Raw genomic sequence first — 22783 nt, forward strand, 5'->3', positions numbered from 1 at the left:
CAAGGTCTATCCGGAGTTGACCCTCATGGAGGGCATCGACATGCGCGAAGAGGAGATCGACTTCCTGGAGGAGAAGATCACCGACTACCTGCTCAAGGTGGCCCGCAGCGGGGCCTCGGACGCCCAGTTGCGCGTGGTCTACGCCATGGTCTCCATTGTCCGGGACATGGAGAGCATCGGGGATATCATTCACCGCAACGTGCTGCCCCTGATCCGGAAAAAGCATGCCCTGGCCCACGACTTCTCCGAAGAGGGCAGGGAAGAGCTCACCATCTATCACCAGAAGGTGTGCAAACAGATCCGGCTCCTGAAAGAGGCCTTTGCCGAACAGGATCTGGAGAAGGCCAACCGCATCATGGTCAAGGAACGCAAGTACCTGGACCTGGAGCTTCAGTACCGGGTCCACCACCTTGACCGGCTGGTGGGCAAGCAGGAGGCCTCCGTCGAACTGCACGAGGTGCGAGAATACCGAGTTGATGAACCTCATGGTTCAGATCATTGTCTACTCATCCAACATCGCCAAGACCTTCCTGGAGACCGAAACCCGGGAGAAGGCACTGCTGATTTAATCAATGTGCCTCCGGCGGCCCTGCCGGGGGGCAAACTTTTGAAAAGCTTGACAAACAGGTTTTTAAATTGCCCGGCCTCCTTGGAGGTAGTCCGGTTAACGCTGATAATTAACGAGTTGCGACAACGAATCTTAGCCTTTCAAGGCTTGTCGTATCGCTCGTACAAACCACCAGCATATGTTTCGGGCGAAGCCCGAGCCGAAGGCCCTTGCGCTTTGGCCCGAGGAACGAGGGCAAAGCGCAAGGGCAATCTGCTTTCGAGGTGGCTCACCTCGCCGCCGGAGGCTTGTTTTTTATTGATGTTTTTTATTTTTGGAGGACCGGAGACTGGAAACACCTCAGGAGACGAAAAAAGGCGACACCGCCTTTGAAAAGAGGGTGCGCCGTCGTGTGGCGGGTCGAGAGCACACCTTTTATGTAAGTGCCGCACCGGGCCTCGGCGGGCTGCTGGCCCAGGAGGCCGAGGAGTGCCTGGGCCTTTCCGTCGCGCGGGTCACCGGCGGGGTGGAGTTTACCGCACGCCTGGAGGCCATGTGGCAGGCGGCTCTCTCCTTGCGCCTTGCCAACCGCATCCTGGTGCGCCTGGCGAGCTTCAAGGCCGAGAACTTTGAGAAGCTGGAGCGGCGGGTCGCAGAAATTCCCTGGGAGCTCTGGCTGCCTGTCCATGCAATCCCTGAAGTGGTGGTGGCCACCCACCACTGCCGTCTCTACCACACCGACGCCGTGGCCCAGAGGGTGGCAGGGGTGGTGGAAAAGGCCCTGCCCGGCGGGGAGGGGCAGGTGTCCCAGAAGATTTACCTGCGGGGTGAGGACGATCGCTTTACCCTCTCTTTGGATGCCGTGGGTGAGCCTTTGTACAAGCGGCGGCGCAGGGCGCCCATACGGGAGACTCTGGCTTCAGCCATCCTCACCCTGGCCGGGTACACCGGGGAGGCGCCCCTGGCAGATCCCATGTGCGGTGCCGGGACCTTCAGTCTGGAGGCGGCCATGCGGGCAACCCGCACGCCCCCGGGCATGTATCGCCATTTTGCCTTTGAATCCTGGCCTTCTTTTCGGGAGAAAGGCTTTGCCCACATGAAGCGGGAGGCCCAAAAGGGGCTGCGCGAGGTGTCGGCCCCCGTGATCTTTGCCTCGGATCTGGACCAGGGGGCTGTGGATCGCCTCGGGGCCACCCTGGATGGGCTGCCCTTCGGCAAGGCCGTGGGGGTCAGGTCCGGGGATTTTTTCGCCCTGGATCCGACCTCCTTTGCTTCTGAGCCCGGTGTGGTGGTTTTCAACCCGCCTTACGGCAAGCGGATCAAAGGGGGCAACGATGCCTTTGTGGTGCGCCTGCTGGATCATCTCGCCGTTCACTGGCGCGGATGGACCGCTGCCCTGGCCGTGCCCAAGCAGCAGGTTCCCCGGCCCATGCCCAAGGGGTTCCATGGGCATCCCATGTCCCATGGGGGGCTGGATCTCACCGTCCTTGTCGGCCGTCTTTCCTGACGCCTTTTCTTCCGTTTTTTATTTGTCCGGGCGCATGACCGTGCGCCTGGATCCCTCCTGCCCGATTCATCTATCGACATATCGGAACTGCTCTGTTTTTTGTGCGATTGCGCCTTTTTTCTGATGCGGATCGATCCCAAAAGGACCCTACGCGTGGTGAACGTCGTTCCGGGTCTGGGACCGGATTTTCGGTGTGGTTGTCCGCTTTGCCGGATGGGAAGGCGCGCGGGGAGATGTTCGCGTCGGGGATTGATAAAAAATCAATGGGATTATTGACCGGACCTATTCGCCGATCCGGCGTTTGTTTTTGCGTTCCCCCGGTACTCCTTCAAGAAAAAGTTGAAGGGAATCATTTTGTTAGCGGCTTTACAATTGACAAAACTTTCATCGTCATATATCTGCATTCTAATTGCTCGAAAAGAACTTTTTATTTGGTTTGGGAAGGCCAATACGTGCTTTTCGGCAAGTAATCGCAAGTGGAACAGACGCCTGCTGGAGCACAAGGGACGAAACCACGCTCCAGGTGATGGCGTTTGTTGTTTTATGAACAACCGGCAGGGTTTGTGCAAGACCCTCTGCGGTTTGGACACCGGATATAAAAGGACAGGGAAGTTCCTTTTAAGAATAGGAAGAAAGAGGTTTATGTATTTAATTTTCTGATTTTCAGGGGGAAGTATCGTTATGTTGACCAAAGTGTTTCCATTTCTGCTCTGGTTCAAGGACTACGACACAGGAAAGTTCAGAACCGACGTGGTGGCCGGCATTACCGTGGCCATGGTTTTGATTCCACAATCGATGGCATACGCTCAGCTGGCCGGGCTTCCGGCCTACTACGGCCTGTATGCCGCATTTCTGCCGCCCATGGTGGCGGCGCTTTTTGGCTCCAGCCGCCAACTGGCCACCGGACCAGTGGCTGTGGTGTCGCTGATGTCGGCGGCGTCGCTTGAACCGCTGGCCACGGCAGGGAGTACCGAATTCATCGCCTACTCGGTGCTGCTGGCCCTCACCGTGGGGACCTTTCAGTTCCTGCTGGGCGTGCTGCGCCTCGGCCTGGTGGTGAACCTTCTCTCCCACCCGGTGGTGAACGGGTTCACCAACGCGGCGGCCATCATCATTGCATCGAGCCAGTTCTCGAAGCTCTTCGGGGTCTATGTGGACAAGGCGCCTCATCATTATGAGACGATTCTCCATGTCTGCCGTTCGGCCCTTCACTACACCCACCTTCCGACCCTCGCCATGGGGGTCTTCTCCATCGCCATCATGGTGATCCTCAAACGGGTCAATCCCAAGATTCCCAACGTGCTGGTGGCCGTTGCCGTCACAACGGTGATCTCCTTTGCCTTTAAGTTCAACCACGATGTGTTCGTACCTGTGGAGAGCATCAAGGCCCCGGCCATCACCGCCAAGATCGACGCGTTTAACCGGGATGTTGCAGAGATTGCGACTCTGGGGGCAGAGCGTGCCGCCCTCAACACCCGGCTCAAGGCTGTGGAGGATCAATCCGAAGGGCCCATTCCCAGCTCCGAGAAGATGGAACTGGACTATGAGCTGGCACGGATCAATGCCCGCATCGACACCCTGAAGACCTCCTCGGGGTCCCTGCGGGAAGAGCTGCGCCTGGTTCATTTCTCCGCACCCAAGGAGGCCGGGGAGAGCCCTGCCTTTTACGTGGGCGGCAAAGAACCCCAGGGCATGGTGACCGACGGGCGTAAATGGCGCCTCAAGGTGGGGAACAAGCCCCTGGCCCTGGACGGCCTGAAGAGGCATGCGGTGGGGGACATCCCCAAGGGCCTCAAGGTGGGCATTCCCACCCTGCCCGACAACACCACCTTCCTGGGGGCCTTTATCCAGCTGCTGCCCTTTGCCGTGATCATTTCCCTTCTGGGCTTCATGGAGGCCATCGCCATTGCCAAGGCCATGGCTGCCAAGACCGGCCAGAAGCTGGACCCCAACCAGGAACTCATCGGCCAGGGCCTGGCCAACATCATCGGCTCCTTCGGCCAGAGCTACGCGGTCTCCGGCTCCTTTTCGCGGTCTGCCGTGAACCTGCAGGCCAACGCGGTGAGCGGGATCTCCTCGGTGGTTACCAGCCTCATGGTGGCCCTGACCCTGCTCTTTTTTACCCCCCTTCTCTACCATCTGCCCCAGGCCGTGCTGGCCTCGGTCATCATGATGGCGGTGATCGGGCTGGTGAACGTGAAAGGCTTTGTGCACGCCTGGAAAGCCAAGCGGGCCGACGGCGCCATCAGCGTCATCACCTTCATCTGCACCCTCTACTTTGCACCGCACCTGGAAGAGGGGATCATGGTGGGGGTCGCCCTGACCTTCATCGTCTTCATCTACAAGAACCTGCGGCCTCGCGTGGCACTGCTCTCCAGATCCGAAGACCAGACCTTCCGAAGCTCTGTGAAGTTCGGTCTCAAGGAGTGCCAGCACATCGCCGTTGTCCGGTTCGACGGACCCCTGATCTTCACCAACGCCTCGTATCTTGAGGACAAGGTGTTGGAGTTCATCACCGAAAAGCCGGACCTTCGTCACATCCTCATTGAATCCAGCGGCATCAACGACGTGGATGCCTCCGGGGAAGAGGCCCTGGCAATCCTCATCGAGACGGTGCGCGAGAGCGGGCGCGGCATCTCCTTCAGCTCCATGAAGGAGGAGGTGGTCGCCGTTCTGGAACGGACCCATCTCCTGGAGACCATCGGCAAGGAGAACATCTACCCCAACGGGGAGAGGGCCCTGACCGCCATCTACCAGCAGATCCACAAAGAGGGCGCCTGTGGCGGGTGTCCCCTTTCCAAGTATCTGCCTGCGGAAGAGGCAGCCAGCGCCTGATCAAGGCCGAACCAAGGTGCAAGACGAGGGGGGACGGGCCATGTGCCCGTCCCCCGGCAACGAAGGACAACATTGCCGAACAGGACGGTCCATGGACCGTTTGAAGCCCGGACGACCATGCCGCCGTTTTTTTCAAAAGGACGGCATGGGGGCAAAACCCCCCTTTCCTGTGGCGGCAATCGAAAAAAGGAGGTACCACAAGATGAAACAGTTGGAAAAACTCATTGATCGCGTGATCGCCCGGGTCAACGTGAACCTGCGGACGTTTTCGTTTGATGCGGAACCCTATGCCAAAGATGTGGTTCCCTTTAAGCAGATGCTTCGCTTCAACGCCTTTTACGGCGTCACCAGCCACCATCCCCTCCACGTCAATTTCAAGAACTCCAGCCTGGCGGGCAGCTATTTTCTCGGCAAGTGCTTTACGGACAACGCCGTCCTGTACAAGACCGATGTGCGGGGGGACGAGCTCAAGCGCAAAGGGGACACCATGCTCTTCCAGGGCGCGGAAGTTCCCGTGGAAAAGGATGAAGAGATCCACATCAAGGACAGCTACCTCATCAAGGCCTTGATCCACAACTACTCCCACGACCCCGAAGCCCCGGAAGAGTTCCTGATCCGGAACACCATCGCCAGCTTTTACTCCAACATCCACGGCGCCCCGGTGGAAGGGTGCTATATCGCCCCCTTTGCCACCGTGGACCTGACCTCTCTGCACGGCTGCAAGGTGGGGACCTTTGCCTTTGTCCAGAGCGCCACGGACCTCTACCACGAAGAGATCCCCGACGGCACCATCTGGATCAACGGGGGCACCTTTGAGTTCAAGTACACCTACGATCCCGAGGTGCTGGCCCGCTACATCAAGAACGTTCCCGGCGGCAAGCCCGAAGGGGTGCTCTGGGACTTCATGGAGGACCGGAAAGGGGATTACAGCGATATCTACAGCTCGGCTGTGAGCACGACGCCCGTGACTGTCTCCAGCAAGTCTGCCCTCAACCGGTACGCCTACGTGGCCGGGGACACCCACATCCATGAAAATGTCCTCGTCTCCCAGCGGGCCTATTTGGACAATGCCTGGATGGGGCCGGGCACCAACGCCCAGGAGCACTCCTACGTCATCAACTCCATGCTGGAGAAGAACGATGTCACCGCCCATGGCGCCAAGATCATCAACGCCAATTTAAGTGAGCGGGTGTTTGTGGGGTTCAACTCCTTTATCAACGGCAAGCCCGGCATGCCTGTTTCCATCGGCGCCGGTTCCATGGTGATGCCCCACACCATCATCGACGTGGAAGAGCCCCTGACCATTCCAGAGCGCCATGCGGTCTGGGGGTATATCCGAAACGCCGACGACCTGAAGAATCACAGCATCTCCCTGGACGACCTCTCCGAGGTCACCGGCGAGGTGACCCTGGGCAACCTGACGTTCTCCGGCAGCGGATACGATCTGGTGTACACCTTCGAGCACCGCATCAACCATGCTGGAGGCCAACGGCGCTTTTATCTCCGGGGATGTCAGCAAGGTGAGGGGCCATGCCCAGGCCGGGCATATGATCTCCTTCAACACCCTGCAGCCTTACCTGACGGGCCGAGCAAGAGATATTTTTTCACCATTGATATCCAGCCCTAAGGAAGAAATCCGGTCCCTGGTTTTCAGGGACCGTTCAAGGGGGACGGGGCGCTGTCCCCCTTGAAATGATGCCCGGCCTTGGGTATTCTTTGGCCATGCATCTCCCAATTAACTTAGGGGAAAGGGGGCGCCATGAAGATTCGAGAATGCCTTGACGTGAACCATATCTACGTGGGGGTTCACCTGCCCGGCAAGGACGACGTGCTGGCGTTCCTGGCGGACAAAGCGGCGGCCTCCGGCCTTGCCGCAGATGCCCCGACCCTTTTGTCCGGTTTCCGGGAGCGTGAAGAGAGCTTCACCACCGGCATCGGCCTGGGCATTGCCCTGCCCCACACCACGTCGCCTTTGTGCACCCGCACCACCCTGTTTCTCCTGCGCCTCACCCGGCCCGTGGACTTTGACTCCATCGATGATGAGCCCGTGGACGTGGTCCTGGCCCTGATCATTCCCACCACCAACCCGTCGGAGCACCTTCAGATCCTGGCCCGTACCGCACGCCTGTGCAAGCAGCAGGCCTTTCCCGAGGCCATTCGCCAGTCCTCGGATGCCGGGACCCTCTGGGAGACCATCCGGCGAATTGAAAAGGATGCGGAGATTGCCTGGTACGGCGGGGAGGTGTAGCCGTGTACCAGATGATGATTGTGGTGCAGAGCGAAGAGACCGCCGATGAACTCATCACCGGCTTTATGGACCTGGGCGTCACCATGAGCGCCGTGGTGGATGCCACGGACGCCCTGGAGATCATCAGCCACCATGTGCCCCTGTTTGCGGGCTTCCGTCTTATGGCAGGGGGCGGCATCACCCGCAGCCGCGCTATCTTCTCCATCGTGGAGACCGATGCCCTGCTTCGCCGCCTGAAAAAATTCGTGGGCCGCACCATCTCCGGCCGACGCGAAGAGCGCGGGTTTTATACCGTCACCCCCATGACCGAAGGCGGTCCCCTCTCCAACCTGGTTTGATTCCCTTTTAAAAAATGCCTCCGGCGGCAAGGTGTGCCACCTTGAAAGCAGGTAGCGGATGTGCTTTGCCCCTCGTTCCTCGGGTCAAATCACATCCGCATTTAAAACGACATCTATAAAAATGTTTTTTATGACCTGTTTGTTAAACTTTTTAAAAGTTTAGCCCCCGGCAGGGCCGCCGGAGGCAGTCTTTACCGCCGGTCTTTTCCCTCTTCTCCGGTCAGCACCAGGGCGCGTTTGAAGGCCACGGGGCCTATGAACTGGTTGATGGTGATGACGGCCAGGGTGAGGGTGGTGAGGTAGCTTGCGGTGAGCGGGTCTTTGCGTGCGATGATCTGGGTAAGGCCGATGGCCACCCCTGCCTGGGTGAGGTGTGCCATCCAGGCGAGGCGGCGTTCCGGTGCGGGGAGGTTTGCCATGCGCCCTGCAAGGCGGGTGGAGATGGCAAGCCCTGCGGCGCGGGAGGTGGCCAGGACCAGGGCCAGGGGCCAGCAGATGGCCAGGGCGCCAAGGTCCAGGGAGGCCCCTGCCACCGAGAAGAAAAGCACGTAGATGGGCAGGGAGAGGCGCATGAGATCCCCTTCAAGTTCTTCGCCGAAGGGGGTGGCGTTGCGTACCACAAAGCCTGCGGCGATGCAGATCAACAGGGGTTCCAGGCTGAGGTGGAGGGCGGTAAACGCGCTGAGCTGGTGCCCTGTGAGCACAGAGAGGCGGGTGACGGTAAAGGCGATGAAGAGCAGAAAAAGGGCGTGGTCTTTTCCCACCCGCTTGTAAAAGGCGTTGATGCCCATGCCCAGAAGGGCCCCCATGGTAAGGGAGCCTGCCAGTTCGAGGACCAGGACTCCGGCCTGGTGCCAGCCCGTGGCGCGGCTTCCGTCCAAAAGGGGGGAGAGCAGGGCCAGGGCCGCGGTGAACAGGATGATGACCAGCACATCCATGGCCACGGTGATGCCCAGGGCCGTTTCGGTAAAGGGGCCCCGGGCGCGGCATTCGGTGATGATGGCCATGGCTGACGAGGGGGACCTGGCGATGGCGATGATGCCCGACAAAAGGGCCAGGGCCAGGAGCTGGGCCTGGGTGATCTGGGCGGTGAAGGCAAAGAGGGGGGCGGTGACCATGATGGCGCCGAAGACGATGAGGGGAACCAGCAGGCACTGAAAGGCCAGGTTGAGGCCCAGGGCCAGGCTGCGGCCCGAGAGCAGGGTGCGGTCCAGGGCGGCCCCGGCGTGCAGGGCGATGAAGCTTAAGGCGATCTCGTTGATGAGCTGGAGCTTTTCCACGGTGTCCACGTCGAGGAACTGAGTCACGTGGGGCCCTGCCACCACCCCTGCCAGGATGTAGCCGGTGATTTTGGGGATGCCCAGGTGGGCGAGGAGTTCGGCGGTGAGAAAGCCGCAGAGCAGGGTGGCTGCCAGGGTGATGTTGATGGCGCCTGCCACCTGCCAGCTGCTGTCGATGGGGATCTCCATGGACCAGGCGCACAGGGCCACGGCCATGGCCAGGGTGATGGCGTTTCGGACGATGCGGGTGGCGGGGCGCGGGGTCATGGCGTGGTCTCCCTTTTGGGGACCAGCTCGCCCCAGGTAAGCCGTCCGGAGAGGTCACTGACCAGGGTGGCCAGGAGGATGGCGGTGACAAGGTTGTGGGTGATCGGTCCTGGAAAGGCGTGCTGGGCGTCAAAGCAGAGGGCCAGGGCCAGGCCTCCCTGCTCCATAAAGGCAATGCCAGCGCGCCTGGGCAGGGCCACGCCGGTGTGCAGGTGAGAGATGAGCCATCCCCCGGCCAGCTTGGCTGACGAGCGCAGGAGAAGGTAAAGGACCGCCGTCAGCACAAGGCTCTGGGAGAAGGTGACGGCCCGGGCTCCCAGTAAAATAAGCAGGAGCAGGTAAAGGGGCTTTTCAAGGATGATCACCATGGATAAAATGCGGTCCCTGTACCGGGTGGTGTTTCCGAGGAAAAAACCGGTGATGGCGTTGGCCAGCAGAGGGGAAAAATGGTGGGTTGCCGCCAGCCCGCTCGTGAGGACCACCATGCCGGTGACAATGAGGAGCAGTTCTTCCCTGGGGCGCCGCTCCGAGAAAAAGAGGGTGTAGAGTACCACCAGGGCGGCGGTGCTCATGAGGACCATGGGAAGGTCGGTCTGGATGGACATGGAGAGCCGGTCCGGCAAAGGGTTGGGGGCGCAAAAGAAAAAGGCCGCCGCAAACACCCCGAGGCTGAGGAGGCTTCCCGCCGTTGCAATGCGCATCAGGGTGGTGACGGCCCGGGTGGGTCTCAGGCCCGGGCTGGCCATGACCAGGGCGGCCTGGGAGCTGCAGGCGGCCGTGGCAGCCGTCACCAGGGCCAGGGAGAGGGTGTGTCCCGGCTCCAGCAGGGGGAAAAAGAGCAGGATCACGGCCACGAAGAGAAGAAGGGTCATGCCGGTGTCCAGGATGACGGCCACCAGAAACGGCGGGGAGAGACGCCGCATGAAAGGAAGGTCGAGCTGCAGGCCGTACATCAGCCCCACCCACCCGGTGACCAGCCCGTCCAGGGGGTAGAGCTCCGTGGCGGTTTGTTCGTCGAGGATTCCAAGCAGGTCCGGGCCCAGGAGGTATCCCACCAGGAGAAAGGCAGCCCCCGAAAGGTGAAAGCGGCTGCCCGGGCTCCCGTAGACCAGGTGGTAGCCGATGAGGGCCAGAAAAAGAATCGTGGAAAGTGTGATGAAAAGGGACATGTCTCATCCTGCGTCAGGGTGAAGGGCATGGTTTTGTTTGGGCAATTATATAGAAGGATGGAAGGAAAAGTAAACATGCCTCATGTGATGATCAGCGCCTGCCTGGCGGGAGAAAACGTTCGGTACAACGGAATTCCCGTGGAGGATGTGGACAAACGGATCAAAAAGTGGCTGGCGGAGGGAAAGGCTGTTTTGTTCTGCCCGGAGGTGGAGGGCGGACTGGTCACCCCCCGGGACCCGGCAGAGATCATCGGTGAGGGGGGCGGAAAGGCCGTGCTGGACGGCACGGCCCGCGTTGTCTCAGAGAAGGGGGAGGATGTGACCGAAGCCTTTGTGGACGGCGCCCGAAAGGCCCTGGCCTTTTGCCTGGAAAAGGGCATCCGCTTTGCTCTGCTCCAGGAGAGAAGCCCCTCCTGCGGGAGCCACCTCATCTACGACGGGCGCTTTCAGGGCACCCGTATCCCGGGCCGCGGCGTCACCGCGGCCCTTCTTGAACAGCACGGCATCCGGGTCTTCAGCGAGGCCGAGATTGATGCCCTGGAATCTGCCGTTACAGGTTCTCTTTAAAAATTTCGTCGCGGTCCGCCTCCCGGGTGAGGGGCTGGGACTGCTCGGTGGGAACGGTGCCCTCTTTGAAGCATTCAAAGAGGGTTTTTTTTGTGTCCGGGCCGGGGAGGAGCCCGGTTTCGGTGTCGATCTTGGCAAAGACCACCCCTTCGGGCACCTCAAAGACCTTCACGGGCTTGTCGGCGAGGATCCCCTTCATGAAGCTCAGCCAGATGGGGCTGGCGGCCCGTGAGCCGGTTTCGCTTTTGCCCAGGGGCGCTTTCTTGTCGTTGCCCACCCAGACCCCGGTGACGTAGGTGGGGGTGTAGCCCATGAACCAGGCGTCGTAGAGGTTGTTGGTGGTGCCGGTCTTCCCGGCGGCAGGGCGTCCGAGCTTGCGCACGCGCCTGCCCGTGCCCTCTTCCACCACGCTCTTCAAAAGGCTTGTCATGAGGTAGGCGGTGGACGGCTCAATGGCCTGGTTTTTGATGGGCACGGCCTCTTCCAGGACGTTTCCGTCCCGGTCTTCGATGCGGGTGATGAAGGTGGGTTCCACCAGATAGCCCAGGTTGGTGAAGACCGAGTAGGCCCGGACCAGCTCCAAAAGGGAAACCCCGGAAGACCCCAGGGCAATGGAGAGGTCCTGGTTGATGGGGGAGGTGATGCCGAGCTTTCTGGAATAGTCGATGGCGTAGTTCACCCCGATCTCTTTTAAGACCTTGATGGTGATGATGTTCATGGACTTGGTGAGGGCTTCCCGCAGCAGGGTGGCGCCGTGGAAGGTGCGCTCGTAGTTGTTGGGCTTCCAGGTGAAGTCCCGGTCTTCATCCAGGTAGACCACCGGGGAGTCGATGATCACCGTGGCCGGGGTGTAGCCCTTGTCGATGGCGGCGGCGTAGACAATGGGTTTGAACGCGGAGCCCGGTTGCCGCCTGGACTGGATGGCTCGGTTGAACTGGCTGTTCTGGAAGTCACGTCCGCCGATCATGGCCTTGACGTAACCGGTGTCTGCCTCAATGGAGAGCAGGGCCGCCTCTGAGGCCGGGTCCTGATGGAGGGCCAGGGACCAGAGCTCCGACTTGCTGAGGAGGCTCTGGGTGTCGGTGCCGGGGTTCTCGGTTCCCCATTCGCCCTTGCCGTCGTACTTGCCTGCGATTTTGACAAGGATGAGGTCGCCCTGGGTGAGGGCCTCCGAGGGATTTTTGATGCGGTCTTCCCAGTAGCCTCTGTGGATGTTGGGTTTTCTGGCCCATTTCATGTTGGCCAGGGGCAGGACACCGCGTCGGTTGCCGCACCGGACCAGTACCTCACCGCTTTTGTCGTCCACCTTCTCCACCACCCCTTTTAAGATGGTGCCGTCGGAGATGGTCTTGCCCTCCATCTCCCGGGCGAGGTCGGTGGCGGTCTGTTCGGCCTCGGCCGGTGTGAGGTGGCCCAGGGGGCCCCGGTAACCCTGGCGACGGTCCAGGGCCTCAAGGCCCTGGGTGACGGATTTCCGGGCGATCTTCTGCATCTCGATGTTCACGGCGGTCTGGATTTTGAGGCCCCCTTCGTAGAGGGCGTCGGCGCCGTATTTTTTCTCCACGTAGCGTCGGACGTACTCGGTGTAGCAGGGGACCTTTTCGATGTACCAGTTTCGCCTGGGTTTGATGTCCAGGTGGGTGGCCATGGCCTCGGTGGCCTGGATGTTGGTGATGTAGCCCTCCTCCACCATGCGGTTGAGGACGTAGATCTGCCGCTGTTTGGCCCTCTCCTTATAGCGGAAGGGGGAGTATCGGCTGGGGGCCTGGGGGAGTCCTGCAAGGATGGCGCATTCGGCCAGGTTCAGGTCCTTGGCGGACTTGCCGAAGTAGTTTTCCGCGGCGGCCTCCACCCCGTAGGCACCGTGGCCCAGGTAGATCTGGTTCAGGTAGAGGTAGAGCACCTCGTTTTTGCTGAAGCTCTTGTCCAGCCGGTAGGCCAGGATCGCTTCCTTGATCTTTCGTTTGTAGTTCCGGGCCGGGGTGAGGAAAAAGGACTTGGTCACCTGCTGGGTGATGGTGCTGCCTCCCTGGACAATGGCACCGGCCTTGAGGTTTTTGGTAAAGGCTCGGATGATGCTGAACAGGTCAATGCCCCGGTGTTTGTAAAAGCGGGCATCCTCGGCGGAGACAAAGGCCTGGAGAAGCTGGGGGGGCATCTCGGACAGGGGAATGACAATGCGTCGCTCCCGGAAGAATTCCCCGATTTTGCGGCCGTCGTCCGAGGTGACCACGGTAACCGTGGGGGGCCTGTAATCCTTCAGCTGGGTGATTTTGGGCAGGTCGGCGCTGAAGTAGAGGTAGATGGAAATACCGGAAACCAGGGCGAGACAGAACCCCAGGAGCGCAACTCGCAGCAGAAAGCGTAGGACACGCCGCTTTCTGGGGGTGGGTTCAGGGGGGGGAGCGTCGGTGGTGTTCGGGTCGCGGTGATCTGGGGTATCGGTCATGACAATCTCTTTGTTAGCAATGATATCGGGGGTGTTGGCGCCATGGCATTGTCCCCCCACTGTATACAGCCTCTCTTTCCCTGGGGGAGGAGGGCATGGGATCGTTGTGGGATGTCGTCGTACAATCGAAAAAAACTATCAAGGATTGGACCCCGATGCAAGGGGCGGGAATGAAAAAGCAATTGACAAGGGGGCAGGCAGCGATTAGGCAAAGGAGCATGCCCGGCTCGGACGCCGGGGCTCTGCGGCGTGTAACCGGCCGGGACCCCTGGTGGTGTCCTTTCGGTGACGGCACGTACCGACGGAGGCGATCCGTGGCGGATTCTGGTGTGAAACAGCGTGATGTGCGGGGGCGTGTGCCGCCCGGCGCGAAAACGATACCTGTGGAAGGAGACGAGGTGATGGTGGAACTGGATTACACGAAATTTGACGGTCTTCTCCCGGCCGTGGTGCAGGACTGGGAGAGCGGGGACGTTCTCATGGTGGCCTTTATGAACGAAGAGGCCTTTAAGCTCACGGTGGAGACCAAAAAGGCCACCTACTTCAGCCGATCCCGGGGCAAGCTCTGGGTCAAGGGCGAGAGCTCCGGCAACGAGCAGATGGTCAAGGAGATCCGCATCGACTGCGACGCAGACACCGTTCTGCTCAAGGTGGTCCAGAAGGGCGGGGCCGCCTGCCACCTGGGGTACAAGAGCTGCTTTTTCAGGAAGATGGAAGGGGAAGAGCTCGTGGTGACCGGAGAGCCCCTCTTTGACCCGGACGAAGTGTACAAGAAGTAAGAGATAAAAAAGGCGTGGTCTGCCCATGCTCTATGGGGATAGAAGACGGAGGCGGCCACACGATTTGGTGATCAACGCCCGGCCGGGCGGGGGCCTTTGATGTTGGTGTATGGCCGTTTGCCGCGAGCCGGGCACAGACCGAAGTCTTCGGTGGTTTGACGAAGCCTTCATGCATGGAGTGTGTATGAACGAGCAGTTGAAACTTGGACTTCCCAAAGGCAGCCTCCAGGAGGCCACCCTTGCCCTCTTTAAGAAAGCGGGTTGGAACGTGTCGGTGAGCGGGCGAAGCTATTTTCCCGACATCAACGACGACACCATGACCTGTGCCCTCTGCCGGGCCCAGGAGATGGCCCTTAATGTGGAAAACGGCACCCTGGACGTGGGGCTCACCGGCAGGGACTGGATCGCCGAGTACCAGTCCGACGTCCACGTGGTGACGGACCTGGTCTACTCCAAGGTGAGCGCCAAGCCCGCGCGGTGGGTGGTGGCCGTGGCCTACGACTCGCCGGTTAAAACCCTGGAAGATCTCCAGGGCAAGACCGTCTCCACGGAGCTGGTGGGAGTGACCAAGCGGTTCTTTGCCGAGAAGGGCATCGACGTGAAGGTCAAGTTCTCCTGGGGCGCCACCGAGGCCAAGGTGGTCTCCGGCCTGGCAGATGCCATCGTGGAGATCACGGAGACGGAGAGCACCATCAAGGCCCACGGCCTGCGGGTGATCCACGAGCTTATGCAGACCAACACCCAGCTCATCGCCAACCGCGCGGCCTGGGCGGATCCTGCCAAGCGGGGGAAGATTGAAGAGATGGCCATGCTCTTGAAAGGGGCTCTGGTGGCCGGAAAGCTTGTGGGGCTTAAGATGAACGTCTCCAAAGAGGATGTGGAAAACGTGGTGGGCCTGTTGCCCAGCCTCCACGCTCCCACCGTGGCCCACCTCTACCAGAGCGACTGGCTCTCCGTGGAGACGGTGGTGGACTCAGGGACCGTGCGGGACCTGATCCCCAAGCTCCTCAGGGAAGGTGCCGAAGGGATCATTGAGTACCCCTTGAACAAGGTGATCAATAAATAAGCCCTTCCCGCGGCGGAAGGCCTCTTTTTTGTGGCAAGTGCCCTTGGGGTTGTGGTAAGGGTATGAAACCATTCGGAAGAAAGAGACGTTTCCCGTCCTCCGAACCTGATTGACATATACGCCCGGAGCCGTATGGCCCGGGCTTTTCGTTGTATACCAGAAACTGTGGCGCCTTAACGCTCTGCGGTTTATGACGCCGCGGCATGATGCACCTGCGCACGGGCCGCCGGGAAAGAAACAGACCATGAAAATCCTGTCAGCCGAGTTTGTGACCAGCGCGGTGAAGGCGGATCAATACCCCGAGCTCCGGCTTCCGGAGATCGCCTTTGCAGGCCGCTCCAACGTGGGGAAATCCTCCCTGATGAACTCGCGCCCGGTGGCGGTTGGCAAGCGCCTGGTGAAGACCAGCTCCACCCCCGGGCGGACCCAGCTGGTGAACTTTTTTGACATCAACGATGAGATCACCTTTGTGGACCTGCCCGGTTACGGGTATGCCAAGGCGCCCAAGCGCGTGGTGCGCGAGTGGGGCCCCATGGTGGAACGCTACCTGGCCGAGCGCCGCTCCCTGAAAGGGGCGCTGCTCCTCATCGACATCCGGCGGTCGCCCCGGGAGGATGAGTTCAACCTCATCGAGTGGTTCCGGGCCCACGGCATCCCCTTTCGGGTGGTGCTGACCAAGGCCGATAAATTTTCCAACAACAAGCGGCAGAGCAATGTGTCGCGCATTGCCAAGGAGCTGGGGCTGAAGAGCCGCGAGATGATCGTTTTTTCCGCCCTGACGCGAAGCGGCAGAGACGAGGTCTGGCAGGCCATTACCGAGTTGATCGCGCCGCCTTCGGCCCCCATGGACCAGGAGTAAGGGACCACCCATATGGAAAACACACACGATTTCAACGGATTTAAAAGCGGCTTCGTGGCCCTGGTGGGTGCGCCCAACGCAGGCAAATCGACGCTGATGAACAAGCTGCTGGGGGAAAAGCTCTCCATCACCTCCCGAAAACCCCAGACCACGCGTCACCGCATCCTTGGCGTGGTGCACCGGGAAGAGATGCAGCTTGTCTTTGTGGACACCCCCGGGGTGCACAAGTCCAACCGCGCCCTGAACGTGCGCATGGTGGATGTGGCCCTCACCGCCCTGGGCGACGTGGACGTGGTGGTCTTCATGACCGACGTCCATGAGCCCGACGAGGAGTCGGACGCTTACCTCGTGGGCCAGCTCAAGAAGGTGAACCGGCCCGTGATCCTGGCCCTCAACAAGGTGGACCGCATCAAGAAGCCCGAGGTGCTTGCCCACATCGAAAAGTGGCGAGGCATCCACGACTTTCATGCCATCATCCCTCTGTCCGCCAAGCACGGAGACCAGGTGGATTCCCTGCTCTCGGAGATCGCAAAGATCATGCCCGAGGGCCCTCCCTTCTACCCCGAAGACGTCATCACCGACCTGCCCGAGCGTTTCTTTGTGGCGGAGATGGTCCGGGAAAAGATCTTTCGCCTCACCGGCCAGGAGATTCCCTACTCCACGGCTGTTACCGTGGACACCTTCACCCGGGAGAAGAAGCTCGTGCACGTGGAGGCAACCATCCACGTGGAGCGTGATTCCCAGAAGGGGATCATCATCGGCAAAAAGGGCACCAAGCTCAAGGCCATCGGCGAGGAGGCGAGAAAAGCCATCGAAGAGATGGTGGGCAAAAAGGTTTTCCTTAAGCTCTTTGTCCGTGTGGAGAAGAACTGGTGCAAGGACACCAAGGCCATTCGACGCCTGGGAATTTAGCGATGGACTGGTTTATTGGTGCCGATGAAGCGCACATCAAGCGAGAGCGGCGAAAGGCGCGGGAGCTTCGCCAGAGCCAGTGGTGGAAGCGCCGCTGCGCCAAGGGCGTGTGCCACTGGTGCGAGCAGCCGGTGAAACCGGCGGAGCTCACCATGGACCATGTGGTACCCGTGGCCCGGGGCGGAAAGAGTACCAAGGGCAATGTGGTGCCCTGCTGCAAGACGTGCAACACCAAGAAGAAGCAGCTGCTGCCCATGGAGTGGGACGCGTGGCTGGAGGGTGTGAAAAAAAGCAGCGTGTAAAACGACGCGGATCGCTCCCCATGGCGTAAAGACGAATAAAAAAGGCCGGTACCTGGATATCTCCAGGGTACCGGCCTTTTTTTGTCTGGGGGCGGAGGTCTTTAGCCTTCCTGCTGGCAGAGCCGATGGATGGTCTGGGCGTGCCATTTGCCGCGACCGGAGAAGGTGGGCAGGCCCAGCTCGGTGAGGTGGGCGGCCACTTCGTTGTAGGTGGAGCCCTGGGCTCGCATTTTGTGGATCATGCCGATGATTTCGTCCTTGGACATCTCGGCGGCCGGGGCAGCTTCCTGCTCGGGGAGGTCGTCCATGGGCTCTTCGTCCACAAGGCCCAGCTCGTCCTCGTACTCACGGGCCACGGCGTCGATGCCGGAGACAACCTTGTCGATGGTGGGGAATTCGGCCCCTGCAAGGGAACTGATGATGCTTGCGATCTCTTCGATGGCCTCGGCTTTGCGCTCTTCGGCGATGGCTCTGCGCTCGTGGATCTCCATGGCCTGGTTCTGCTGGGTCACCATGGTCTCCAGGAGGTCTTTGATGAGGCCGAGGTTTTCATCCTTCTGGGCGTAGTCGTTGCGGGGCCGCTGGTGGTACCGCCGATTGTCGTTGTTCCGGTGGTAGTTGTTCTGGTTGTCGTTATTGTTGCGATGGTGGTTGTGGTAGTTGTTGCTGTTGTTCTGATTGTTCTGGTACTGCTGCTGGTTGTTGTGATGGTTCTGCTGGTTGTGGTGGTGATTGGAGTGACCGCCGTTGTTGTGATCGTAGGGACGGCGTGACTGGTGGTTGTGCTGGTATCGCTTGTCTTTGGACTGGTTGCGAATGGATTGGAGAAAATCGCTCATGAAAAATACTCCTGTGCCTGGTGATGGTGCGCAACTCCTATGGCAAAAGATGTTGCTCGGCGTCATGTGAATCGGCGAAATATGTGTTACCGATGCGGGGTCGCCCGGCGTGCGATCAAGGCAGGCATCGGGTGGCTCCGGGGTGGCGCCGTCATAAAAATTGCGGTGATAAATCATTCCTTTATCGGCAAACTCACCATGGGATGGGCATGTCGTCCGGGAACGTTTGCCGTCCCTTCTGGGGCGACAATTCTCTTTTTATGCGGATTTTTTTTGGTAACAGATATTTCTCATGGTGTCAAACGGAATCGTTTTTTAGGCGATTATTAGGAAGTGATGAGTATTCGCAGAGGGTACGTTTTGATAAGGTATATTAGAAAAAAGAAGGGAGAAAATGAAGAGGTAAATCGCGAACAGCCCCGTTAAACGGGGCTGTTGTTAATCGAAGAGTCCGGTGGCTACCACCTTTTCATGCATCTCGCCGTGGCAGAGTTTCTCCTTATAGGAACGGATGAGGGAGAGCCCTTCTTCCCGCGTTGACAGGGTAACGGCCCTTTTCCTGAAACTGCTGCATCCGGGCAGGCCTTTGACAAACCATCCCAGGCGGCTTCGCATGGTCTTGCAGGCGATAAATTCATCGGTAAAGTAGTCGAGGGTGTCGGTGAAGTATCGCTCCATCATGGCGAAGTGGTCAACCAGTGACGGTTTTACGATATCCCCGGATAACAGGGCGTTGATGCGTTTGAACAGGGCCGGATCGCCGATGGCGGCCCGTCCGATCATCACCGCGTCGCAGCCGGTGGTTTCGAACATGCGAAGGGCGTCCTCCGGGGTGAGGATGTCGCCGTTGCCGATGACAGGGATGCCCATGGCCTCCTTGACCCGCTTGATGACGGACCAGTCCGAATGACCGCGAAAGCCCTGCTTTGCGGTGCGCGGGTGGACAGCCACGGCATCGACGCCCGCCTCTTCGGCAAACCGTGCCAAAAGCAGGGCGTCGTCCCCGGAGGCGTCCCAGCCGGAGCGCATCTTGACGGTGAGGGGGATGGTGATGGCGTCCCTGACAGCCTTGAAGATCTCTCTGGCCAGGGCGGGTTCGCCCATGAGGGCCGAGCCCGAGCCGGTCTTGAGGACCTTTTTGACGGAGCAGCCGCAGTTGATGTCGATCATCTCGGCCCCTGCGGCCTCCACTTTTCGGGCCGCCTCGGCCATCATGGCCGGGTCCGATCCGAAAAGCTGGATGGACAGGGGCTTTTCTTCGGGGCGGCTGTCCATGAGGCGGTAGGTCTTTTCCGATGCGTAGATGAGGCCGTTGGCGCTCACCATCTCCGAGACCACGAGGCCGGCCCCCATCTCTTTGGCCATGAGGCGGAAGGGGAGGTTGGTGATGCCGGCCAGGGGGGCCATCACCGTGGGGCTGTCCAGCTTGATGTTTCCAATGGTAAAACGTGTCATCTCTCGTCTCTATGGTTCGGGCGTACCCTGCCCGGGCGTTTGTTTTTTGCGGGCGAATGCGCCGTCCCTTAAGCCTTGGGGGCAGGAGCCTTCGCGGAACTGGCGTAGCAGTACAGGCAGCCCGTGGGGCAGGGGTGCCGTGTGTAGGAGCCGATATCTTTGCTTTGGGTGCACCGGCACCCGGCCTCTTTTCTCTGGCCCGAGTCCCGTGCAAGGGAGAGATCGCCCCCGTAGAGCCCGGCCAGGAGCGGCCCGGGGATGCATGCGGACGGCGTGATGCCGCTGCCGAAGGGCAGGGCGTCCTGGAGCGCGTTTTCACAGCAGGTAAACAGATCGATGTCGAGGGCTTGCAGCTCCCGGTTCAGGCGCAAAGCGACGGCTACTTTCTCATGGATGGGAGGATCCGTCAACTCGATTCCCGCGGCCCGGCAGCGGCGAACCACTTTGGGGTAGAGATCCGCGAAGCTGGTGATGCAGCGGCGGATCCCGGCGTCGCGGGCCGCCTTTGCGATGCGGGAAAAATCGTGGAGGTTGTCGCAGGGGGTACCGGTTGCGTCCCGGTAGTGGCAGATGGGGTCAAAGCGCCAGGCCACGGCATCCGGGCCCACGCGACGGCAGAGCTCGGCCATGGCCTCCAGGCGGCGGTCCAGGGGGGGGACGCCGGGCTCCAGAAGTCTGTCCGTGCTGTTGACGGTGAGGTTGAAGTAGAGGTGGAACCCTTTTTTCCGGAGGCTGTCATCGCAGCCCCTTTTCAGGAAGGGGCCGATGTCCTTTGTCCAGAACACAAGGGTATGAACGCTCTCCGGGGTGAGGGCAACCCGCCGGGTTTCACCGGTATAGGGGTGATCAACGAGGGCCTCTCCGGCTGCGACGGAGTCCATAAACCAGTCCAGGTAGTGGGCCGGGATATCGCTGCGCCGGGAAACGGAGAGGACGTGTCGTTTGGAACTGCGTGTTGCCATCCACCTTTCCGAAAGGGGCTACTTGTTCCCGAAGGGGAACTGAATCACTTTGGCATCGGGCTGTTGCGGTGACGGCTCGGCGTCGTTGACGGCGAGGTGTTCCTCCATCGCGGGCACTTCCTGCATCTCGGTCAGGGGCTCGTCGTCCCACTCCTCGTCCTGGTCCACTTCGGGGCAGACGACTTTTTCGAGGCGCATGCGCTTGCCGCCCATGGTGAATTCGTCCCCATCGATGTACGCCCCCTTCAGGATCCAGGTCGCCGAGTGCACGGGAATCTGCAGAAAGAGCAGCTTGACGTGGAACCAATCGGGTTTGTCATCTTCCCAGATCTCCTCAATACGAGCGAAGGCCAGGGGGGTGTCTTCGTAATAGATCAGTACGATGTCCTTTTCGAACGTCATGCTACCGGACATGTCACGCTCCTTGCTTCCAACCGGGTGTTTTACAATGAAAAAAAGGCAAAAGCCCCTTTTTTGCGAAATTGCATTATGCACCTTTTTCGTCAAATTGGAAATCGAAAAGATGCGCTTTGGTATTCATGGGATACCGCGTCGGGAACAACAGCCTTGTTCGGTGCGGGACACCGGCCGTCCGAGGCCTGCTTTTCAGTCCCCGGGGCGGGGAAAGAGAAGGGCTCGCACCCATCCGATCACGGAGTTCCCGCGGAGTTGATCCCGATCGATGATATCGAATTCCCGGGCCAGCTGGCCGGGATTTGAGAGCCATTCGCCCCGGGTACGAAGCTTGGTGTCGGGGTCGAGGTACTTGACGACACGTGCCGGGTTGCCCACGGCGATGGCGTTTGCCGGGATATCCGAGGCCACCACGGCTCCGGCGCCGATGATGCTGTTTTTTCCCACGCGCACCCCTTTGCAGATGATGGCGCTGTCCCCCACCCAGACGTTCTCTTCCAGAACCACAGGGCAGGTCTTGCCGATGGGCAGGCTGCGGTCGTAGATCCCGTGCCAGTCCGAGTCGGTGATGTAGGCGCCGCTGGCGATCATGCAGCTCTCGCCGATGGTGATCTCCGAGGCGGCGAGGATGCGTACCCCCGGACAGACCAGGCAGTAGTCGCCGATGGTGATGCCTTTGACGTCGGGGTCGGCGGACCAGACGGTGAGGCGCACCTTTCGGTCCGGTGCGGCGATGACCGTGGGGTAGGAGCCGATGCGGACGGGGCCGCCAAAGAGTTCCAGGTGCCAGGGTTTCATATAGGCGCCGCCCCGGCCCATGAAGTCGAGCTGGGGGCGGATGTATCGGTTTGCATAGTATTTCTGAAACAGGATGTAGAGGCGTTTCAGCCAATAGGGTCTGTGGTCTTTTTTCACGTCAAACGTCCCGGCGCAGTGTGGGGTTGATTCTATTCGGTTACAGGCATTCGGCAAGGCTCTCGCCTGCCAGGGCCTCGTGGGATGCCCAGAAGTCATGGGAGAAGAGCCGCCCGGCCGGGGTCAGGTCAAAAAGGGCGTCGGCCGCCATGAGCATCACACCGTTGGTCCACGAAAGCTTCTCTTCGGGCCAGATTACCATGTCCGGGAAGGTGTAGCCGCACCAGTAGGAGCCGTCGTCAAACCGGGAGTCCTTGATCCAGTCAAAGATGATCTCGGCCTTGTCCCTGTGGCCCATGGCGGACAGGGCGAGGATGAACTCGGCGGTCTCGGCAACGGTAACCCAGGGCTCGTCGGAGACGCACCGCACCCCCTGGCCCTCCACGACGAATTTTTTCCAGTATTTGTCCAGCCGCTTCTGGGCCTCGGCCCCGGTGAGGGCGCCGGAGAGGATGGGGTAGAACCAGTCCATGGAGAAGCGGGACTTGGTGACTTTGGTAGCGTCGGCCGGTGCGGATGGCTTCCCGCACGCGGCGGAGCCCTTCGGACCAATTGGGCATGTCGTGGCCCAGCTCGCGGGCGATGGCCAGCCCGCACTTGAGGCTCATGAAAATGGAGCTGGAGCCCGTAAGCAGGGCCATGGGGTCCACTTCCCCGTCCGGGCTGGTTGCCCAGTGGATCTCACCGCCGGGGGCCTGCAGGGAGAGGGCAAAGTCGAGGCCCCGTTTCAGGGTGGGCCAGTAATCGGCGAGGAACTGACGGTCCTTTGTAATAAGGAAATGGTGGTAAACCCCCACGGCCACATAGCTGCTCATGTTGGAGTCGTGGGTTTGGTCCTCGGGCACACCTTTCTTATAGGAAGCATACCAGCTTCCGTCGTCCAGCTGCATTGCGGCCAGCCAGGCAAAGGCCTTGCGCGCCTCAGCGATGTGGCCGCCCACGGACAGGCCCATGGCCGATTCCACGTGATCCCAGGGGTCGGTCTTGTCTCCGTCGCTCCAGGGAATCTCGCCCGAGGGGAGTTGGTTGCAACCACGAGGCTGCCACCGATTCCAGATCCAGGGTCGCCACCC

The 22783-nt window shown here is 60.4% G+C and carries 21 protein-coding genes; 12 read left to right on the plus strand and 9 right to left on the minus strand.

Translation table 11 applies throughout. The features are described from left to right. The first annotated feature begins 40 nt into the window (after positions 1-40). The 6 genes from ACOYW2_RS27045 to ACOYW2_RS27070 all read left to right on the plus strand — a co-directional run bounded on the left by ACOYW2_RS27045 (position 41) and on the right by ACOYW2_RS27070 (position 7475). Positions 41-940, plus strand: coding sequence for a PhoU domain-containing protein (locus tag ACOYW2_RS27045; protein WP_482771093.1), 900 nt, complete (start codon positions 41-43; stop codon positions 938-940). Between the two features lie 19 nt (positions 941-959). Beyond that, on the plus strand, positions 960-2054 hold the full coding sequence (locus tag ACOYW2_RS27050) for a THUMP domain-containing class I SAM-dependent RNA methyltransferase (RefSeq protein ID WP_482768587.1): 1095 nt from the start codon (positions 960-962) through the stop codon (positions 2052-2054). A gap of 681 nt (positions 2055-2735) precedes the next feature. Continuing rightward, positions 2736-4889: a SulP family inorganic anion transporter gene (locus tag ACOYW2_RS27055; protein ID WP_482768588.1), complete on the plus strand. Its 2154-nt coding sequence runs from the start codon at positions 2736-2738 to the stop codon at positions 4887-4889. A 202-nt stretch (positions 4890-5091) separates the two neighbouring features. Beyond that, positions 5092-6516 carry a transferase gene (locus ACOYW2_RS27060; RefSeq protein ID WP_482768589.1) on the plus strand — a complete coding sequence of 475 codons (1425 nt, stop codon included), beginning with the start codon at positions 5092-5094 and terminating at the stop codon, positions 6514-6516. Positions 6517-6648: 132 nt separating this feature from the next. After that, on the plus strand, positions 6649-7137 hold the full coding sequence (locus tag ACOYW2_RS27065; RefSeq protein ID WP_482414328.1) for a PTS sugar transporter subunit IIA: 489 nt from the start codon (positions 6649-6651) through the stop codon (positions 7135-7137). 2 nt (positions 7138-7139) lie between these two features. Continuing rightward, positions 7140-7475, plus strand: a complete 336-nt coding sequence (locus ACOYW2_RS27070) for a hypothetical protein (RefSeq protein WP_180138870.1) — start codon at positions 7140-7142, stop codon at positions 7473-7475. A 191-nt stretch (positions 7476-7666) separates the two neighbouring features. Here the strand turns inward: ACOYW2_RS27070 and ACOYW2_RS27075 are convergent, their stop codons facing one another. Both ACOYW2_RS27075 and ACOYW2_RS27080 read right to left on the minus strand, forming a co-directional pair. Further along, positions 7667-9022, minus strand: a complete 1356-nt coding sequence (locus tag ACOYW2_RS27075) for a cation:proton antiporter (RefSeq protein WP_482768590.1) — start codon at positions 9020-9022, stop codon at positions 7667-7669. After that, a complete protein-coding gene (locus ACOYW2_RS27080) occupies positions 9019-10191 on the minus strand; it encodes a cation:proton antiporter (RefSeq protein WP_482768591.1) in 1173 nt (390 codons plus the stop codon). Before ACOYW2_RS27080 ends, ACOYW2_RS27075 begins: the two co-directional genes overlap by 4 nt. A gap of 75 nt (positions 10192-10266) precedes the next feature. Between ACOYW2_RS27080 and ACOYW2_RS27085 the strand changes: the two genes are divergently transcribed. Beyond that, positions 10267-10758, plus strand: coding sequence for a 2-thiouracil desulfurase family protein (locus tag ACOYW2_RS27085; RefSeq protein ID WP_482768592.1), 492 nt, complete (start codon positions 10267-10269; stop codon positions 10756-10758). Here the strand turns inward: ACOYW2_RS27085 and ACOYW2_RS27090 are convergent. Beyond that, on the minus strand, positions 10742-13207 hold the full coding sequence (locus tag ACOYW2_RS27090; RefSeq protein WP_482768593.1) for a penicillin-binding protein 1A: 2466 nt from the start codon (positions 13205-13207) through the stop codon (positions 10742-10744). The genes ACOYW2_RS27085 and ACOYW2_RS27090 overlap by 17 nt on opposite strands. 314 nt (positions 13208-13521) lie before the next feature. Here ACOYW2_RS27090 and hisI point away from each other — a divergent pair, with 314 nt between their 5' ends. The 5 genes from hisI (at position 13522) to ACOYW2_RS27115 (ending at position 17125) form a co-directional block, all read left to right on the plus strand. Then, a complete protein-coding gene (gene hisI, locus ACOYW2_RS27095; protein WP_482768594.1) occupies positions 13522-13986 on the plus strand; it encodes a phosphoribosyl-AMP cyclohydrolase in 465 nt (154 codons plus the stop codon). Positions 13987-14170: 184 nt separating this feature from the next. Beyond that, positions 14171-15052: an ATP phosphoribosyltransferase gene (gene hisG, locus ACOYW2_RS27100; protein WP_482768595.1), complete on the plus strand. Its 882-nt coding sequence runs from the start codon at positions 14171-14173 to the stop codon at positions 15050-15052. 244 nt (positions 15053-15296) lie between these two features. Beyond that, positions 15297-15911 carry a ribosome biogenesis GTP-binding protein YihA/YsxC gene (yihA, locus tag ACOYW2_RS27105; protein WP_482768596.1) on the plus strand — a complete coding sequence of 205 codons (615 nt, stop codon included), beginning with the start codon at positions 15297-15299 and terminating at the stop codon, positions 15909-15911. 12 nt (positions 15912-15923) lie between these two features. After that, entirely contained in the window at positions 15924-16823 is a 900-nt protein-coding gene (gene era, locus ACOYW2_RS27110; RefSeq protein ID WP_482414336.1) for a GTPase Era, read from the plus strand. 2 nt (positions 16824-16825) lie between these two features. After that, positions 16826-17125 (plus strand): HNH endonuclease, encoded by a 300-nt coding sequence (locus ACOYW2_RS27115; protein WP_482768597.1) that lies wholly within the window; start codon positions 16826-16828, stop codon positions 17123-17125. Between the two features lie 101 nt (positions 17126-17226). Here ACOYW2_RS27115 and ACOYW2_RS27120 read toward each other — a convergent pair whose 3' ends face one another. The 6 genes from ACOYW2_RS27120 to ACOYW2_RS27145 form a co-directional block, all read right to left on the minus strand. After that, positions 17227-17964 carry a hypothetical protein gene (locus ACOYW2_RS27120; protein ID WP_482414337.1) on the minus strand — a complete coding sequence of 246 codons (738 nt, stop codon included), beginning with the start codon at positions 17962-17964 and terminating at the stop codon, positions 17227-17229. A gap of 438 nt (positions 17965-18402) precedes the next feature. Next, positions 18403-19419, minus strand: coding sequence for a tRNA dihydrouridine synthase DusB (dusB, locus tag ACOYW2_RS27125; protein ID WP_482768598.1), 1017 nt, complete (start codon positions 19417-19419; stop codon positions 18403-18405). Between the two features lie 68 nt (positions 19420-19487). Then, positions 19488-20381, minus strand: a complete 894-nt coding sequence (locus ACOYW2_RS27130) for a DUF1848 family protein (protein ID WP_482768599.1) — start codon at positions 20379-20381, stop codon at positions 19488-19490. A gap of 18 nt (positions 20382-20399) precedes the next feature. Beyond that, positions 20400-20795 carry a hypothetical protein gene (locus tag ACOYW2_RS27135; protein WP_482414340.1) on the minus strand — a complete coding sequence of 132 codons (396 nt, stop codon included), beginning with the start codon at positions 20793-20795 and terminating at the stop codon, positions 20400-20402. A 192-nt stretch (positions 20796-20987) separates the two neighbouring features. Beyond that, positions 20988-21710 carry an acyltransferase gene (locus ACOYW2_RS27140; RefSeq protein WP_482420764.1) on the minus strand — a complete coding sequence of 241 codons (723 nt, stop codon included), beginning with the start codon at positions 21708-21710 and terminating at the stop codon, positions 20988-20990. Between the two features lie 40 nt (positions 21711-21750). Then, the gene (locus ACOYW2_RS27145) at positions 21751-22182 is read right to left on the minus strand and encodes a hypothetical protein (protein ID WP_482768600.1); all 432 of its coding nucleotides are present in this window, start codon (positions 22180-22182) and stop codon (positions 21751-21753) included. Positions 22183-22783 lie beyond the last annotated feature (601 nt).

The organism is Desulfoluna sp. CLI2B (genome assembly GCF_056847375.1).